This is a genomic window from Solibacillus sp. iso_87, assembly GCF_056173085.1.
In genome coordinates, this window is the sequence record NZ_CM149656.1 from 3,177,733 (window position 1) to 3,195,198 (window position 17,466).

A 17,466-nucleotide genomic window follows, 5' to 3' on the forward strand; every position below is an offset into this window, starting at 1 on the left:
TCTATGCATCAATTAAATAAGATTACAAATTTTGAAGAACTAATTGAATATTTTTCAGAAACATTAAATTGGCCTGTAGATATACAGGAAATCCCTGTGGAGGATTTATATTTTGAATATAACCCTGAAGATTTAAATTTATCTCCTGAGTATAAAGTTTCAATTCAACAGATACGTCCCCTGGTAGATAATCAACCATGGGGAGTATTCTTTCTACAATTCGAGAAAAAACATTTGCCTATATCAGCTTTAAGAAAAATATTATCTGCTCTAGTTCCTAAAAATAGACAAACCAATAACTCACCTGAATGGGAAAAGGAAAATTTAATATTTATTTGTATGATTGGAACTGGTATTGATTTAACAATTTCATTCGTCCACTTCCAGGATAACCGCCAGCATTTACCGACACTAAAAACTTTTTACTGGCAACCACATTTTGAAACCAATTTCAAATATGTCTATGAGCAAATTCAGCACCTAAAATGGCCGGAAAATGAAGCCAATTTCGATAATTGGAGACTACTCTGGTCTTCTGCTTTTAAGGATGGTTATAGGACTAGAATTCATAGCTCTATTGAATTAACTGAAAAATTAGCTATATTAGCAAGAAAAACAAAAGATACAATCATAAAAATTTTCAGGGTAGAAAAAAACTCTGGGCCCTTACACGCTCTTTATGATGATTTTAAATCTGAACTAATTGAAGATTTAACAATTGATTCATTTGCAGATATGTACAGTCAAACGGTAGCATACGGTCTTTTCTATGCCAAATTAATGAATCCTGACTCGACACTTAATTTAGGAGATTTTACAAAAACAATACCTGAAATTAATCCTTTTCTAGGTGAATTATTAATCAAATGTTTCGAAATAGGTAAAAGCAGGAAATTAAAGTCTAATTTTGACGAACTCAACCTTAATGAAATTGTAGAACTATTAAATGCAACAGATATACAATCAATATTAAAAGATTTCGGAAGAAGAACATTTAATGGAACTGAAGATCCAATAATTCACTTTTACGAAGGGTTTTTAAATGAGTATGAAAAGGATCAACGTATGGCTAGGGGTGTTTTCTATACTCCAGATCCAGCTGTAGATTTTATAATTAATTCTGTTGATACAATTTTACAGGAGCAATTCTTTATTACCGATGGTTTAGCAAGTGACACTACTAAAAAAACAACTATTCTTAGAACAAGCAGAAAAAAAGATAGAGATAAAGGAACTTATGCAATTATTGAAGCTTCTGAAGAAGTACCATCGATTCAAATTTTAGATCCTGCGACTGGAACAGGTACGTTTTTAAAATCAATAATACTTAAGATAAAAAGTAATTTTGATAATGCTAATATACATTTAAACAAAACAGACCTTTCCAATGCTTGGAATGAATATGTAAGTGAAAAATTATTACCTAGATTATATGGTTTTGAAATAATGATGGCTCCTTACGCTATCGCCCATATGAAAATTGGTTTGCTATTAAAAGAAACAGGTTATACTTTTAAATCGCGTGAAAGGCTAAATATATTTTTAACAAATGCTCTTGAAGCACCTGATGATATTAATCGTACTATTTTTAATGCTAACTCTTTAACTGAGGAAGGTAGCTTAGCAAGTAAAGTAAAAGCAAATAAAAATATTAATGTAATTATTGGTAATCCACCATATTTAGCTGCTTCTACCAATAATAATGATTTCATAAATAATTTAATGCGAGGTAAAACATTAAATAATGAATTGACAGATAGTTATTTTGATTTTAATAATCAACCATTAAATGAACGTAACCCAAAATGGCTAAATGATGATTATGTAAAATTTATAAGACTTTCACAACAACTGATTTCTAATAATGGAGAAGGTATATTAGCATTTATTACAAATCATGGATATCTTAAAAACCCTACTTTTAGGGGTATGCGTGAAAAATTACTCTCAACTTTTGATGAAATTTATATTATCGATCTTCATGGTAATACACAGTATAAAGAAGAAGCTCCAAATGGGGGTAAAAATGAAAATATCTTTAATATTAAACCCGGTGTTGCAATAGCCTTCTTTATTAAAAAAAATAAAAGAAATACACCTATTAAAAATACAATTATTAAACATTTCGATTTATGGGGTACTCGATCCGAAAAGTTAAACCAACTTTCAAGTTTACAATTTAATAAAATCCCTTGGAAAGAAATAAAACCAACTTTACCTTTCTTACTTTTCACACCCCAAAATACGGAGTTAAATATGGAATATACTACAAACAGTTGGAAGGTTACAGATATATTCAATTTAAATTCGGTAGGAATTGTTACTGCTCGGGATAACTTTACACTGGCCTTTACAGCTGATTCTATTTGGGAAACAGTAAATGACTTTATAAAGTTAGATACTGAAATAGCTAGAAGTAAATATAATTTAAGAGATGATGTAGAGGATTGGAAAGTTGGGTATGCATTATCTGATTTAAAATCAAAGAAACTTAACCAAAAGAATATTACAAAGTATCAATATCGACCTTTTGATATCAGACACACATACTATACCGGTGTCTCAAAAGGTTTTATGTGCAGGCCGAGAATTGAAACAATGCAACATATGTTAACTAGAGATAATATAGCTCTACTAACTGCTAGATCAAACAAATCAGATTATCCAAATCATTTTTTCTGTACAAAATATATAGCAGATGCTAAAGCAGCTGAGTCCACAACACAGTCAGCACTCTTCCCTTTATATACTTTTGAGAACAATCAAAGGAAATCTAATTTATCCGAAGAATTTATCAGAGCTCTAGAAAAAATTATAAATGTAAAATTTTCAGATGACTTAATTGGTAGTGAATATATAAATTCTTACGATATTTTTTATTATATTTATGCAATTTTTTATTCAAATAAATACAGAAATAAATATAAAGATATATTAAAAATAGACTTTCCTAGAATACCAATTGTAAATGATACTAATTTATTCTTACGTCTAAAAAATTTAGGTGAAAGTCTTGTTCATCTCCATACAGCTGAGGAAATGATAGAAAATAAATTAAATATTGTTTTTGTTAATAATAGTAATTCAACGATAACTCATAGTGGAGTATTTAAAAATTATAGAATATACATTAATAAAGAAAGTTATTTTGATGGAATTTCAAAGGAAGTTTGGGAGTATAAAATTGGTGGTTATTCTATTTTTAAAAAGTGGTTCGGTTATCGAAAAAATAGATTAATAACCAAAGAAGAAATTGACCATATTATTAATGTAGTTAATATACTTCATAACACTATCCTAATAGTAAAACAAATCGATTTTGAATTAGAGAGTTATTTTAATTGAATAAAGTTCCATATACTAAATATAAATACGCAACATTATTACTTTAAGTAATTTTTATTAATACTCCATCTCTGAAGTTACCTACCTAAGGGGAATATATTACTAATTAGATTGAGACATTTCCCACGATATAAAAAGCATTTTAGCAAATTTGCTACAATGCTTTTTTAAATACGATGACAAAAAACACTTAAAGTTTGTATTTCTTATTGAAATTTAAGCCATATCGTAACCTAAATTTCTTTTCAATTTGGTGGACAAAGTTATTTATTCAGCAAACTTAACGATGGGCTTTTAATGGCGCCTATAGCAATATATTCTGATATCATCATTTATTAGGTAATTTCGTTAACAAACTCTTCTTCGAGTATTTGAAAAATAGCCCCTTGATCTTTAACATCTGAATATTCAGTTATTCTTGCAGGAGAATAATATTCTGCATGTACCCGTCCCGAACCATATGCGTCCAATATTTTATATCCAATTCTCGTTGCAATATGTGTACCTAAAATTATATCTGCAGTAACTTCTAATAAAAGTGTGCGCTTGTATTTCTTTACAAACTCTTTTACTGCTAGCTCGACATTAGTCATTTGATAATTAAGCGCAGCAGTTCCGCAAACTAAATTTTCTTTACTTTGTGCTTTTCGGTTAGATGTCATTGAAAAAGCTATTAAATGACACCATTGCCAATCGACACTTTGATCCGATTCTATAACAATTGTATTTTTATTAATAGCATTATTTGCATGTTGGTTGGCCGTTTCTCCCATTATTTTAATAGCCCATGGCTCACGTTTCCTTAGATGTACCTTATCATATTCTTTTAATTTTTCAGGTTTTAAATTATGTTTTATCGCTTTTTGATCTTCGCCCCAATATTTTTCATAGTTGAACTTTATCCCTTGTCTTGGAGGTTTTTTACTATGGTAATGAATAACTCCAGAACGAACAAATTCATATTTTGAAGGGTAAAATTCTGAAAGCCCTACAGTAATGATCCATGGTATATTAAAGTTGGGATGAGGATAACAGAGAACTGGCCAATTAAGTATTTTCTCAGCTTTTTTACCATCGGAACTAATTACCTCAGAGGGAGTACCTCTATACTCTTCAAATCCCACAAGCCCTATAACCTTTTGTTTATCAACATCATAGACAACATATTTTTCTGATACGGTTCGGTTTAGGTATTTATCCATATTAGTCAAATTTCCAAACCCCCTTTAAAGTATTTATACTTTTTATCTCGCTAATATAATTAATTCATTGGCAAAACAGAATTCCTTCTTGTGGATAAACACGCTTTTAATTTCAATAATATACCGAACTAATTGATATTCAACGAAGAATTCTGATACACTTTTCCATCTTACTCGGGACGAACGTTTAATTTCCAATAAAATTCTTACGAAGAAAAATGCAAATTACCTAGATATGATTTTTATTTACCTAAGACCTTAATGGTCTCATTCTATTTATTAAGGTTCCGAAATTCTATTTTTCTTGCTTATTTTATCTTTTAATTCCTCAATACTATATGGCGTATCATCGACTTTTGAATGTAAGGCTAAATGACAGTTAGGACATACCGGTCGTAAATCATTTATTGGATCAACCTCATATTCCGTATTAATTTCAGAAAGTGCTTTAAGATGATGAACATGTATCTTCCCTTCAAATTCATCTCCATAAAACTTAGCAAAATCAAATCCGCAAACTGAACAGTAACAACCATAATAATCTATACAAAGTTGTCTCGCTTTGTAATTTCTTTCATATGAATTAACTAAAACCTGTTTTCTTGCTCCTTCTTTTAACTTAGAATTTGCATTTGCCGGAAACTCTTCTGCCATTAAAGTCAATTGTTTTCTTTTTATTAAATAATCTATTTCAGACAAATAAGAAACATTTATTTCCTGTTTCGACTGTGAAAATCTAGTTATACTACTGTCAATTTTATTTAGTTCTACTATCGTAATAGGTTGAAAAACTTTGACCGTGCTAGTATCAAATTTATAGGCTCCAAAATATCGTTCCTGAATTGGTTTATCATACTTTTCAATACTCCGTAGATTCGCTGATGCAATAATTAAATTATCGAATTGGAAAAGCACTAGAGATTCTTCAGGTGCATTCATCCCAGATTTCCGAAAGTAATATAAACCTTCTCGATGTTTTATAAAATTATCTTGGAAAAAAATTTTTTGAACATCCTCTATGCTCTTTTCAGAAAATTCTTCTCTACTATTCATGGGTAATATTCTTATAGATGGTGGCCCACCACTTTTCAAAGTAGGCCTTGGCAACTCAATCTCAAGATGTAAATAATCTGCAAGCTTATACCATTCTGTACATTTTCTAATTCTTTTTAGCTCTTCAGAAAACACCTCTTTAGGAGTACGATTCTTTGCATCAGGAAAATACTGTGTAAATAGTTTATAAAATCCTTCTCCAGCTACATTTACTCCCTTTGTTACAACCTTAGCTGAGAGGAATGGCAATCCCAGTTGATAACACAGTTCTGAAATAACCCCTATATGTCTTGGAACTTGGCGATGGTGAATCGGTGGAGAGACTCTGTCCCCAAGTTCCTTATACTCCACAATGGGTTCTTTTTTCACAACGGTTATTAATAGTTGTTCAGCAAGCTTTAACTGTTCAGAAGAAAGCTTAATCATTTTCAGCACCTCTCATTATTTAATATTCATTATTCTTTTTTATATTATTACTATGTAAATTTCATGTTTAATTTATATCTTCCATACCTGTTTGTTTAAGCATTTTATAAACACACCCCAGATAATATTCATCTAAAATATATGTCTTTTCCTTCATTTCTATTGGTGTAAATTCATTTATATACTTGTCTACGTAAATCGGTCAACACCTATTTCTCTAGTTCTATGAGCTGATTAAATTTAATTACAACAAAAAATCATATGTAAAATGGTCTAACTAAAAAATGGGATTTATTAATATTTAGCAATTTAAATATCTCTTACTTATGATAAGGTTCAACGTAGTTATTTAAAAGGCAAAATACAAGTCATTGGGTATATAATCCAATAATTTGTAAATTAATTACCTCATTATGTAAAAACCACTTATGTATTGTATGTTATAACATTCATAAATACTTATTATTAGAGAATAAAGTTAATTTTTCTGTAACGCTTTTTCCTTTCTATTTAGAAATTTCGTTACCATTTTTTTTTATTATTTATTTAGTTTTGTATTAAAACTTTGGTATCCTCCTTTAATCTTTAAGGTATATGGGATAGAGGTTATTTATTTAGTTCAATTAAACAAGAGGTAATGGTTCCCTAATAGTATTCTATTCAACAACCTGGTCCGTTTGTTAAATACTAAGTTTAGCAAAAATAAATTAAGAATAAAAACTAACGCAAGTTTCTCTTAAAACCAACTATAAAGATTTCCGTAAAATAATAAAGCATAAACCTTCCATATGGAAAATTTTATGCTTTATTTCACAACATTCATTGAAACATAATGAGGAGACGGTGGGATTCTAACTTATTTCTGCTTAAAGCTTATTATATCAATGATTCTTGACACTATAATCCCTTCAAAATTTATATCTAATGCCAATTTCAATGCCAAAGCGAGGGTAAGTATTAAAAACCTGAATAATCAACAGATAGAAGAACTTTGAAAAGCTATCTGTTGATTATTTTTACTTATAAGAATATAAGTAAGGTGAAATTTAAATCTCCATAATTGAAGCAATAAGATTATCTATTTGATCCACTATTACCGCATTATTAAAATTATACTCCGTTAGCAATTGTGACATTTCCAAGATTCTATCTGCTACATATTCTTTTACTAATTCTTTTTTAATATCATTTTTATTCATTTCAATTCTCCTTAAAATAAAAAATACCCCACAACAGATTTAATAAAATCACCGTATATAACTAACTATTACGGGTTTTAAAAATCTGAAGTGAGGTATTCTCGCTTACTGTTTATTATGTTGTTATAAAAAATATTAGTTATTTTTTGAACCTCTGTCTAGCAAAACTTTTCTTATCCTTTGTCAAAAAGCATATTTTTTATATAAGTGAACTTAAATTAAAAACTCATTATGTTAGTTTTGAAATAAAATTCGATTACAAAAGTTTACCCAATTCTTATTTAGCAATAAAGCTAAAACCTTCATTTTGAAAAAGATTAATCAAAATGGAGGTTTTCATTTTAGTTAAGTATGAGATTTTTATAAAAAAGGTTGGTCATTTCCTCGGAGTGTTGTTCAACAATAGCGCCCGATTGTGGAATATTGTTTTTATGTATCCCCAAATTTTTCATTTGGGAGCGTTTATTATTTTATCCTTTTTCACTAATTTTGTATTATTTATTTTGCAATAGACATGAAATATTGTCTAATAAGATTTTTTATCAGTGGATTAAGTCCATCAGGTAACTCACTTACTCTAAAAAACATTACTTCGGTAGTTTCTTGACCATCTGCTTTAAGAACACCACCTTTAATTTCTTTTGAAATATATGCAATTGTAACAGGGTAAAATTGGTCGCCGTTTGGTAACTTTACAAAATGCTGTTTTCCAGAATAGACACCCACTAAATCAAGTTTACCTATTTCAAGCCCTGTTTCTTCTAGTACTTCTCTTCTTCCTGCTTCTTCAGTAGACTCTCCTAATTCGATAAACCCGCCGGGAACACCCCATTGTCCATCATTTCTTCTTTGCAGCAATAAATCTCCATTTCCGTTAATCACAGCTACCGCAACTCCAACTAAATTAAGAGGTTGGTTACCCACAATCTTGCGTAAATCTTCAACATATCCCATAGTTTCCTCCTAAAAAAATATAATAAGGAATCGCGCCCGATTGTTGAACAACAGATGCCATTAGCTTTATTCGTTCAAGGTTAATACAACAAAATTACCAACTTATGCTTTCATACTCTTGAGCGCTTCTTTTTTTTATATCTAAGCTAAAGTGATTTAAGTCCGATTTATCTACATTTTTCTTTAAATATTCTTTTAGTTGTAATTCACTTTTAGTTTCATCCATTTCAATCCAAATGATTGAATCATATGTGTTTGCTCCGAAACTAAATAAACCATATTCATCAAAACCATCGTCAAGTACTGATGCAATACGTTCCCATCGTTCTACATTACTTTCACTAGCAGCTATTTCATTTTTAAAAAAAGAAACAGTAAATATTAAAGTAACCACAATACCTACTATTAAACCAGAAATAAATTTCTTCATTCCGTCCCCTCCACTTAATTCACATTACCATATAACACCAATTACTCATACTATTAAATGGCCCTATAACGGAAAAACGCGATCTTCTTATTGAAGAATCGCGCCAGATTGTGGAATAACGAATTCTATTATATGTTCAATAATTCTCCAAACGTCGGTTTGGACTTCTTTGTTCTGACTAACATACAGTTTTCAGGAGAATTGAATTTCAAATAGTGGTTAAAATAGGATATTCTTTAGTTAATTATGTTGCATTTATTAAATACAAACCAGCAGTTTTGGTTTTGAATTCTACAATATATTTCTCGTCAGTTTTTAAATTATCCAGTTTCACACTAGCACCAGGGAGTATTTTCAACTCGTTTATTAAAATTTTCCCATCTTCATCTTTTACTCTTATTAATATTTCAGAATTATTATTTGCATGATTTGTAATTTCTTTTTTCCAGAAAAAATTATCGAACGTCAGGTACTCTTGCCCCTCAAAACGTAATTTTTCCCAATCCTCAGTATTTTCATCAGACTCTATAACAACATTTGCACTTGCCATTGGGAAGAAAATTTGATTTACTGCCCTAACATCCTGAATAACCATTGCAGCGATCACTGTTAGTGTGAAAGTTAAGATAGTTGCTGTTATGACTTGAATGCGTCGCTTTTTATTTATTTTTTTAAAAGGAGCGATGGCAGCTCTATCTGGTTCTGGTATAGTCTCCGCATAATCAGTTTTCATCATTGCTAAATATTTCTTACAATCATCACAAGTGTGTAAATGTTCTTCGATAAGCTCAACGGTATCTTCACTACAAATGCCATCTACATAGGACGGTAATAAATCTTTAATAATGTTGCAATTCATTATCTTCACCTAAACCTTTCTTTTAATATTTGGATTTTATTTCGTGTTGCATTATGGCTTCAAAAGGCTTATTACAACTCATTATTTTCATCTTGTATTTTTTCGGCTAACCTCGTTTTAGCTCTGTAATAAGTTACTCTAGCCCAATTTTCACTTTTACTAAATATCTCGCCAATTTCTTTAAAGCTAAGATTAATGGAAGTTCTTAGTAAAAAAATTTCACGATAGGGTTCTTTTAAAAGGTTGATTTGTTTGTGAATGGTAGTAAGTGTATTACGCTTTATTAATTCCACATCAGGACCATCTGCATTAGATGGTATATCGAATCCCTTTTGCATGATATTCTCAACACTTTCAAGGTTAAATTTTCTTTCCTTTTTCGAATGGTTGTAATATGTATGTTTTGCTATCTGACATAACCAAACAGATAATTTACATTCTCCGTTATACCGATGAATAGATTTTACTGCTTGATAAAAGGTTTCTTGAGTGAGTTCTTCAGCTAAATCAGCATTAGAAGTTAAAAGAATAAGAAAAGTCTTTACATCTTTTGCGTAAGACTTGTACATTTCACTTAAATCCTCCACTTTTTACCTCCTCTCATTTTTCTTATACTTATATATAGCTTTTTTATCTATTTCGTTACAAAAATTTCTAAACAGATTTAAATAAAGTAGTGGGCTCTTCCATTTTAAATAAATATCCAAATTGAACAAGGATAGAATGCGAAAGTAATAGCTTTATTAGAAGGGAATAAAATTAAGGTAGTTATATTAAATTGAAGGATTTAACAGTTAGCATTTCATACGGTTCTGTATATTATATGACCCTTAAAGGAAAAGGCGAAAAAGGACCCTCTCCTTATTCAAGGAAAGCGCCCGATTGTGGAATAATTATGCGTCAAACCATCTGGAAATAAAATATACAGAATTGCGGGGCATCGATAGTATCTAAAAAAATCAGTTTTATAACAATTTACTAAAACCTGTACTTTTCCCTACGTATCCTAGATTTTTATAAAAGTTATGTGCAGCAATCCTTTCTTCCCTATTCCCACTATTCAATGTAATTAATGTACACCGATTTTTTTTTGCCCAATCTTCAACTGTTAGCATTAGATATTGTCCAATATTTTTCCTACGATAGTCTTCGTGAACGACTAATGCTAAAACTCTTACATACGGTTCATCAAATTCATATGCAGCTTGTTTACACATTCCAACAAACCCAACTAGTTTATCATTTACTTCAGCGACGAATGTTTGATAATCAGGCAAGTTTAAAATTTTTATAAATCTTTCTTGGATCTTTAAATTGGTAGATGGATAACCTAGATGATTCATTAAATTCTCTAACTTAGTAACATCATCTAATATCATTGGGCGTATATTCATAATTACCTCCCTTCAATACTTTTAAATTAATTTAATTATAAATTTCAAAAGCTGTGTTGAGAAATATTAAAAAAGTTACTCAATTCAATAATGTGGCTTTTTAACGGAAAAACGCGACCTTCTTATTGAAGAAACGCGCCCGATTGTTGAATATTGTTTTTCTCAACCATTTAAACGTAATTTCATATTTATAAATCTGACTTTTCTAGTAATTCAAAGTAGAATTCCGGTATTTCTGAACCTTTTAATTTGTACCATTCTATCTGCTCGATATAGATATCCGTAGGAATAGAAATATAGTAATCATTGTTTTTCTGATGCAAAGTGAAGTTTATTATACCACCAGTAGAATTGGAAAATGTTTGTTCAACTATTATCTTTGCAGAAGAAGGCTTTTCAACCATATTTTCACTTACTTCCGTTGTCACCATAAGCTCGGCTAGTTTGTCTGTATCATCTTTGCTTATCTTAACTGGAATCAGAGCATCTTCTTTTTCGGAATAGATTCTTAATTCTTCGACTAGAAAATAAGTGTCAGGAGGATATATTAGTACTGAATTGGCGAAGGTTTGAGTTTCTACTGACCCTCTTACTATGTATATTAGAGCAGCTCCTATAACCAGAAATACGATTGCACCTATTATAATAAATCTTCTTTTTTTCATATTACACTTCCTTCTCCAGAAAAAAATAAATATTTAAAATTCTTTAAGATTATCATTATATCCCCTTATTTTACCATATAACTGTTGACTTAAATCGCTTTTCGAAGTGTAGTTTGATACATTGCATCAAAGGTTCTTATTCCACAATATGGCCCTTTAAAGGAAAAGGCGAAAAAGGACCCTCTCCTTATTCAAAGAAAGCGCCCTATAACGGGAAAATGCGATTTTCTAATTGAAGAATCGCGCCCGATTGTTAATGATCGTTTTCTGTGACCCAAACTTTTATTTGGGAACGTTATTTTGTATAGAAATGCATTATTAATAAACTAATGAAATTTTATAATTTAAGTAATAAAACATTCTTTTCATAGTTGTCCAAACACCAGTTAAATTTCGTTAAGATCAGCTCATTGATTGCTGTATTTTTAACGTCGAATGTTTTAAAACCAAACTTCTCATAAAAATGCTTCAGTTCTTCAAATGGTAGACAGTACACTTCCTTTAGCCCTCGTTTTTTAGCTTCTTCGACTAAATAACCAACTAATTCATTGGCCAATGAAAGACCTCTAAATTCATCTAGTATGTAGATACCGCCAATTTCGGCTTCTTCTTCATTCAAATAAACAATTCTACCGACACCTGCAAAACTATCTTTATAAGTCAGGATTGCAATGATTTCATTTTCTAGCGTACTTGGTACAAAGTCTATTTTTTGATACTGTTCATTTACCCATTGAAGTTCATTTTTAGTTGCTAATTGTATGCCCATTTCTCTCCTTAATTGAATGCTTAATTATATCAAATATTCAGATTAATAAACCTAGACATTCAAAATATAAATGCGCCAAAGCGTCGTTTGGTTACATTTCATAAAAGAATGTTATTCAACAATATGGCCCTATAATGGAAAAACGCGATCTTCTTTTTGAAGAATCACGCCCGATTGTTTAAGATTATTATTCAAAAATCGTTAATTATACATCCTTTAAATCTACTTTTATGTTATACTTTTCCATATTGTAAAGGGGGTATTAGTCCAATGGTAAACAAATAATCTGAGAAAATCTTAACTTATTTTATTAAATATAGGATAAACATGTAGATTTTCTCTTTCGTTTTACAACAACCTAGAAAAGAGGAAAATAAAACATGTTAAATAAATTCAGTGATTCTATATATTATATGCCTAATCAAGATGAAAACGACCGCCCTACTCTAGGACTGGTTTGTGGAGAACAATATAGTCTACTTATAGACTGTGGTAACTCTACTCAGCATGCAAAGGATTTTTTAAATGAAATTAAGAAACTAAATGTGCCCCCAATTAAATATGTGATCATTACCCACGCACATTGGGATCATTTCCTTGGCATGAATGAATTTGATGCAACGATTATCGTGAACAGCCAAACAAACGAATTATTAAAAGTATGGCAAGGTTACACATTTGATGACAGTTCACTACAATCATATGCACAATCTAACGTGATGAGCGATAAATGTATCGAGATTATTGAAGCAGAAATTCCAAATAGAGATCACTTTAAATTAAACTCTCCACACATCATCTTTGAAGAAACATTAACGCTTGATTTAGGAAATAAATTATGTGTACTTGAAAAAATTAACAGTACACATTCTAATGATGCTACAATCATTTATGTGCCTGATGAGAAAGTCATTTTTTTAGGAGATTGTGTATATGGAACAACGAAAGATTCTTTATTCCATTATAAGCAATCATTATTAATTCCGATGATTGAAGACGTTCAAAAATATCATGCGGAATCGTTCCTTCTTGGCCATGAATCTATTTGTGATTTGGAAGAAATGATGACTTTTTGGAAAGATTTAAGAGCAGCAAGTAAAGCGGTTAATTCTTCTTCGTTAGATAAGGCATTAGAGTCCTTCAAGCTAGAAAATAACAGAACGCCAAATGATGATGAGTTATTTTTTATTAAGGCTTTTGTAAATGACTACATTATTCAATCACTAATTTGATAAAAGAATGAATTACGTAACCAATGATCACTTTAGAAGTGACCATTGGTTACTTTCATTAAGAATATGTTATTTTCTTTATAATAAAAATTAGCGCTAATCCTTATTACAGAATTGCGCCCGATTGTGGAATAACGAATGTTTTGGTAACTTTCTTTCGTTTAACAAAGTGATTTCTTGGAATACATACATAGAATGTCTATAATAATGATGTTATTAAATTTTATTTATTGACTGACAAGTTATTTAACTCATTTAGGAGTGGCAATAGTGATCAAACAAAACTTAGAATATATCTCACAACTAGTGTATAACAACTTCAATATTCCACTTTTTATTTTCAATAAAAAAAGCCAGAGTGTTTGTACTATTGGCAAATACTTAAAATCCCCAATGTTCGAGTCAGTAGAACTTTTTATAACTAGGCTTCTTCAACCTGATGACCAGCAAAATGTACCTATAATCCATATTACAAACTACTTAGAAACATTTATTATCATACATGTATCTTCAGATGAAGTAGTCATTATCGGACCTTTCACTAATTTTCAAATGACCGAAAATAGTGTAAATGGTCTTATGCGTGATTATCATATTCCGTTAAGCTATCAGCAAGAGTTGTATCAGTATTACAGCCAATTGGAGTTATTAAATCAAAAGCAAATTATATCCCTTTGTTCGCTTATGTATTTTTTAATTTATCAAGAGCCTCTTAATACAGAACAAGTACGAGCTCAAATATTTAATTTAGATTATGTTGAAAAAAATCATACTGAACAGGAAATAAGGGATCTACGTCTGGAACATTCTTTTCATTTAGATCACCAAATCGAACAAAAAATTTGGCAATATGTGAAAGAAGGTAAAAAAGAAAAGTTGTTGAAACATTTAGAATCTATCGACATGGATACAATGAGCCAACTTTCAAAAAAAAGCCACCTTCGTAATATGAAAAATCAAGTCATTATTTATATCGCACTTGCTACAAGGGCAGCGATTGAAGGCGGATTATACCCCGAAATTGCCTATACAATGAGCGATGTTAGCATTCAAAAAGTAGAAGAAACACAAGACTTACAAAAAATATTTTTAATTGGTGATAGTTTATTATTCGCATTAATTGACCGAATGAATGAAAATAAGGCAAGTATGCATTCTAAAACTGTGAATATGTGCAAAAACTATATATTCAATCATATTTTTGAACCTATTTCGATTCAGGATTTAGCAGAACTTGTCCAATTAAATCCTGTATATTTGTCACAGCTTTTTAAAAAAGAAACACAAAAGCCTCTTGGCAAATATATTCAAGATGAAAAATTGAAAGAGGCACAACAATTACTGATATACACGAATAACTCCATAGCCGATATTTGCATGATGCTTCATTTCAATAATCAAAGCCATTTTGCAAGCCTGTTTAAAAAATTCACTGGTGTTACACCTAATCAATACCGTAAGAAACCACCACTTCATTCATGAATAAAAAAACTGCTAACCCATTGCGGATTAGCAGTTTTTTTGCTGTTAGGCGTTAATAATGACGCCTCCATCTACATTGATTGTTTGTCCTGTAATATGTCTAGAATCCTCACTTGCTAAAAATACGACGACAGGTGCGATATCCTCATAAGGCGTTCCAAATCGACGAATTGCTGTTTGTGAGAAACCTAAATACAGTGGATCGCGTTGTTCTTCAGGTAATGTATCTAGATAAGCCTGAATACCATCTGTAATCGCTCCTGGGTTGACAACATTTACATTAATATTATCAGGACCCCATTCACGAGCAGCTACTCGTGATAAACCACGAATGGCTTCTTTAATGGCTGCATATGCTGCATAGCCTTCTTGCCCTTCATTTCCACTACCAGAACCAAAATTAATAATTTTCCCACCATTTTGTTTTAAATATGGATAGCATAATTTCATGAAATCCCATGTCATTACAAGACCTGTTTGGTAACTCGTATCAAGTGTTTCACGTGTATGCTCTAAGAATGAATGCGGTGGTTGAATTGCCATTGCTAAGTTTACTAATATATCGACTGACTTAAATTGTTCTACGCTTTCAGTAATAAATGCTTCTGATTCCACTAACTTTGAGCCGTCTAATACTTTTGCAAATACAGTAGCTCCCTTACCTTCACATAATTGAGCAGTTTCTTTCAGACCTTGAGGATTAATATCACATAATGCTAATGTTGCGCCTTCTTCTGCAAAACGTAGCGCGATATATTTACCTAATCCGCCACCTGCACCCGTAATCACTGCAACTTTACCTACTAATTTACTCATAGTATAATCTCCTTCTTTGTTAACGATTAAATTTATATTCAATGACGTAACCTGTTAATCATTAACAAACTTTTGTAATACAGTTTCATTGTAAGTAATTTCCCTAGAGTAAAATACTAATATTTAAAGAAATATACAAGTATTTATATGTTGGTTATTTTTACTTTTCATGCAATATAAATACAAAAAATGTTCCCAAATGAAAGTTTGAACTGCACCCCATTTGTTAGACACATCTAACAAGGAGGTGCAGTTTTTCTATGACTAGAATGAGTCCAGAAGATAAACTAGCAGCGGTTCAACGATATGTAAATGGCAAGGAAAGCTCAAGAACGGTCGCTGCGGATTTTGGTATTTCACACCGGTATTTATTAACTTTAGTAAAACAATATCAAAATAACGGCGTAGAAGTGTTTGTCAGACGATATACAAATTATACAAAAGCGTTTAAACTAGACGTACTTAATTATATGACTGAACACGGTACGTCCTTACACGAAACGGCAGCGATTTTCAATATAGCAGCTAGTTCGTCGATACGGAATTGGAAAAACCAATTCGAAAGATTAGGAGAAGATGCCCTTCAGCCAAAGAAAAAGGGGCGTCTATCCATGAAAAAAGAATCGACTAAACAACCAAAACAAGCACCAGTAGAAGGTTCACCTGAAGCACTTCAAGCAGAGATCAACCGTCTACGCATGGAAAACGAGTATTTAAAAAAGTTGAATGCCTTAGTTCAAGCCAAGGAAAAATTACCAAAGAAGACAAAGTAAAGGTCATCTATGAATTAAGGCATAAATACTCGGTGAAGGCGCTTGTGGCATTCGCAGAAATCAAACGCAGCACGTATTATAATCTAGTGAAGAAGATGAATCGACCAGATCGAGACGCTGATTTAAAAGCCGATATTCAAGCGATTTACGACGAACACGAGGGTCGTTACGGCTACCGTCGTATTCGTGATGAGCTGGAGAATCGTGGGCAAAAAGTGAATCATAAAAAGGTTCAGCGCATCATGAAAGAGCTTGGATTAAAGTGTTTAGTACGCATGAAAAAATATAAATCGTATAAAGGGACGGTTGGTGAAATCGCCCCAAATATTTTAAATCGCAATTTCACTGCAGAAGCACCAAATGAAAAATGGGTAACGGATATAACGGAGTTTAAATTATTTGGCGAAAAGCTTTATTTATCGCCTGTTTTAGACTTGTTTAACGGAGAAATTATCACCTATACAATTGGCTCTAGACCTACCTATTCATTAGTTTCAGAGATGTTAGAAAAGGCGTTAGAACACTTACCAGAAGACCATCAGCTATTAATGCATTCCGATCAAGGTTGGCATTATCAAATGAAGCAATACCGCCACAAGCTCCAATCAAGAGGCATTGTACAAAGTATGTCGCGTAAAGGTAACTGTTACGATAATTCAGTCATGGAGAATTTCTTTGGCATCATGAAGTCGGAATTCCTCTACTTTAAGAAATTTGAAAGTGTAGAGCAATTTAAATTGGAACTTGATAAATATATAAATTATTACAACACGAAACGCATGAAGGCAAAATTAAAAATGAGTCCGGTGCAATACCGAACTCAATTTACCCAAGCTGCCTAAATGAAATAACCGTGTCTAACTTTTA

Annotated in this window: 15 protein-coding genes; 4 read left to right on the forward strand and 11 right to left on the reverse strand. The window is 31.2% G+C overall.

What is annotated here, in order from left to right; translation table 11 throughout:
- Positions 1–3 precede the first annotated feature (3 nt).
- Positions 4–3,345, forward strand: coding sequence for a type ISP restriction/modification enzyme (locus tag AC0VXV_RS16265; protein ID WP_475529239.1), 3,342 nt, complete (start codon positions 4–6; stop codon positions 3,343–3,345).
- Between the two features lie 335 nt (positions 3,346–3,680).
- Here the strand turns inward: AC0VXV_RS16265 and AC0VXV_RS16270 are convergent, their stop codons facing one another.
- The 10 genes from AC0VXV_RS16270 to AC0VXV_RS16315 form a co-directional block, all read right to left on the reverse strand.
- A complete protein-coding gene (locus AC0VXV_RS16270) occupies positions 3,681–4,556 on the reverse strand; it encodes a hypothetical protein (RefSeq protein WP_475529240.1) in 876 nt (291 codons plus the stop codon).
- 270 nt (positions 4,557–4,826) lie between these two features.
- Positions 4,827–6,026 (reverse strand): HNH endonuclease, encoded by a 1,200-nt coding sequence (locus AC0VXV_RS16275; protein ID WP_475529241.1) that lies wholly within the window; start codon positions 6,024–6,026, stop codon positions 4,827–4,829.
- A 1,046-nt stretch (positions 6,027–7,072) separates the two neighbouring features.
- Complete coding sequence (locus tag AC0VXV_RS16280) at positions 7,073–7,225, reverse strand: hypothetical protein (protein ID WP_475529242.1); 153 nt, start codon at positions 7,223–7,225, stop codon at positions 7,073–7,075.
- Between the two features lie 498 nt (positions 7,226–7,723).
- Positions 7,724–8,179, reverse strand: coding sequence for an NUDIX hydrolase (locus tag AC0VXV_RS16285; RefSeq protein WP_475529243.1), 456 nt, complete (start codon positions 8,177–8,179; stop codon positions 7,724–7,726).
- Positions 8,180–8,273: 94 nt separating this feature from the next.
- Entirely contained in the window at positions 8,274–8,609 is a 336-nt protein-coding gene (locus AC0VXV_RS16290) for a YolC/YozM family protein (protein ID WP_475529245.1), read from the reverse strand.
- Between the two features lie 244 nt (positions 8,610–8,853).
- Positions 8,854–9,468 carry an anti-sigma factor family protein gene (locus AC0VXV_RS16295; RefSeq protein WP_475529246.1) on the reverse strand — a complete coding sequence of 205 codons (615 nt, stop codon included), beginning with the start codon at positions 9,466–9,468 and terminating at the stop codon, positions 8,854–8,856.
- Positions 9,469–9,539: 71 nt separating this feature from the next.
- On the reverse strand, positions 9,540–10,055 hold the full coding sequence (locus tag AC0VXV_RS16300) for an RNA polymerase sigma factor (RefSeq protein ID WP_475529247.1): 516 nt from the start codon (positions 10,053–10,055) through the stop codon (positions 9,540–9,542).
- A 378-nt stretch (positions 10,056–10,433) separates the two neighbouring features.
- Positions 10,434–10,862, reverse strand: a complete 429-nt coding sequence (locus AC0VXV_RS16305) for a GNAT family N-acetyltransferase (RefSeq protein ID WP_475529248.1) — start codon at positions 10,860–10,862, stop codon at positions 10,434–10,436.
- Positions 10,863–11,050: 188 nt separating this feature from the next.
- Positions 11,051–11,527, reverse strand: a complete 477-nt coding sequence (locus tag AC0VXV_RS16310) for a hypothetical protein (RefSeq protein WP_475529249.1) — start codon at positions 11,525–11,527, stop codon at positions 11,051–11,053.
- Between the two features lie 337 nt (positions 11,528–11,864).
- Positions 11,865–12,296, reverse strand: coding sequence for a GNAT family N-acetyltransferase (locus AC0VXV_RS16315; protein ID WP_475529250.1), 432 nt, complete (start codon positions 12,294–12,296; stop codon positions 11,865–11,867).
- Between the two features lie 380 nt (positions 12,297–12,676).
- Between AC0VXV_RS16315 and AC0VXV_RS16320 the strand changes: the two genes are divergently transcribed.
- Positions 12,677–13,528: an MBL fold metallo-hydrolase gene (locus tag AC0VXV_RS16320; RefSeq protein WP_475529252.1), complete on the forward strand. Its 852-nt coding sequence runs from the start codon at positions 12,677–12,679 to the stop codon at positions 13,526–13,528.
- 270 nt (positions 13,529–13,798) lie between these two features.
- Positions 13,799–15,010 (forward strand): helix-turn-helix domain-containing protein, encoded by a 1,212-nt coding sequence (locus AC0VXV_RS16325; protein WP_475529253.1) that lies wholly within the window; start codon positions 13,799–13,801, stop codon positions 15,008–15,010.
- Positions 15,011–15,055: 45 nt separating this feature from the next.
- Here AC0VXV_RS16325 and AC0VXV_RS16330 read toward each other — a convergent pair whose 3' ends face one another.
- On the reverse strand, positions 15,056–15,826 hold the full coding sequence (locus AC0VXV_RS16330) for an SDR family NAD(P)-dependent oxidoreductase (protein WP_475529254.1): 771 nt from the start codon (positions 15,824–15,826) through the stop codon (positions 15,056–15,058).
- A gap of 260 nt (positions 15,827–16,086) precedes the next feature.
- On the opposite strand from AC0VXV_RS16330, the gene AC0VXV_RS16335 reads away from it, so the two are divergent.
- Positions 16,087–17,441 (forward strand): IS3 family transposase gene (locus AC0VXV_RS16335; protein ID WP_475529255.1). Its coding sequence is split into 2 segments (ribosomal slippage): positions 16,087–16,540 and positions 16,540–17,441, totalling 1,356 coding nucleotides; the frame shifts between segments, so codons are not numbered across the junction.
- Positions 17,442–17,466 lie beyond the last annotated feature (25 nt).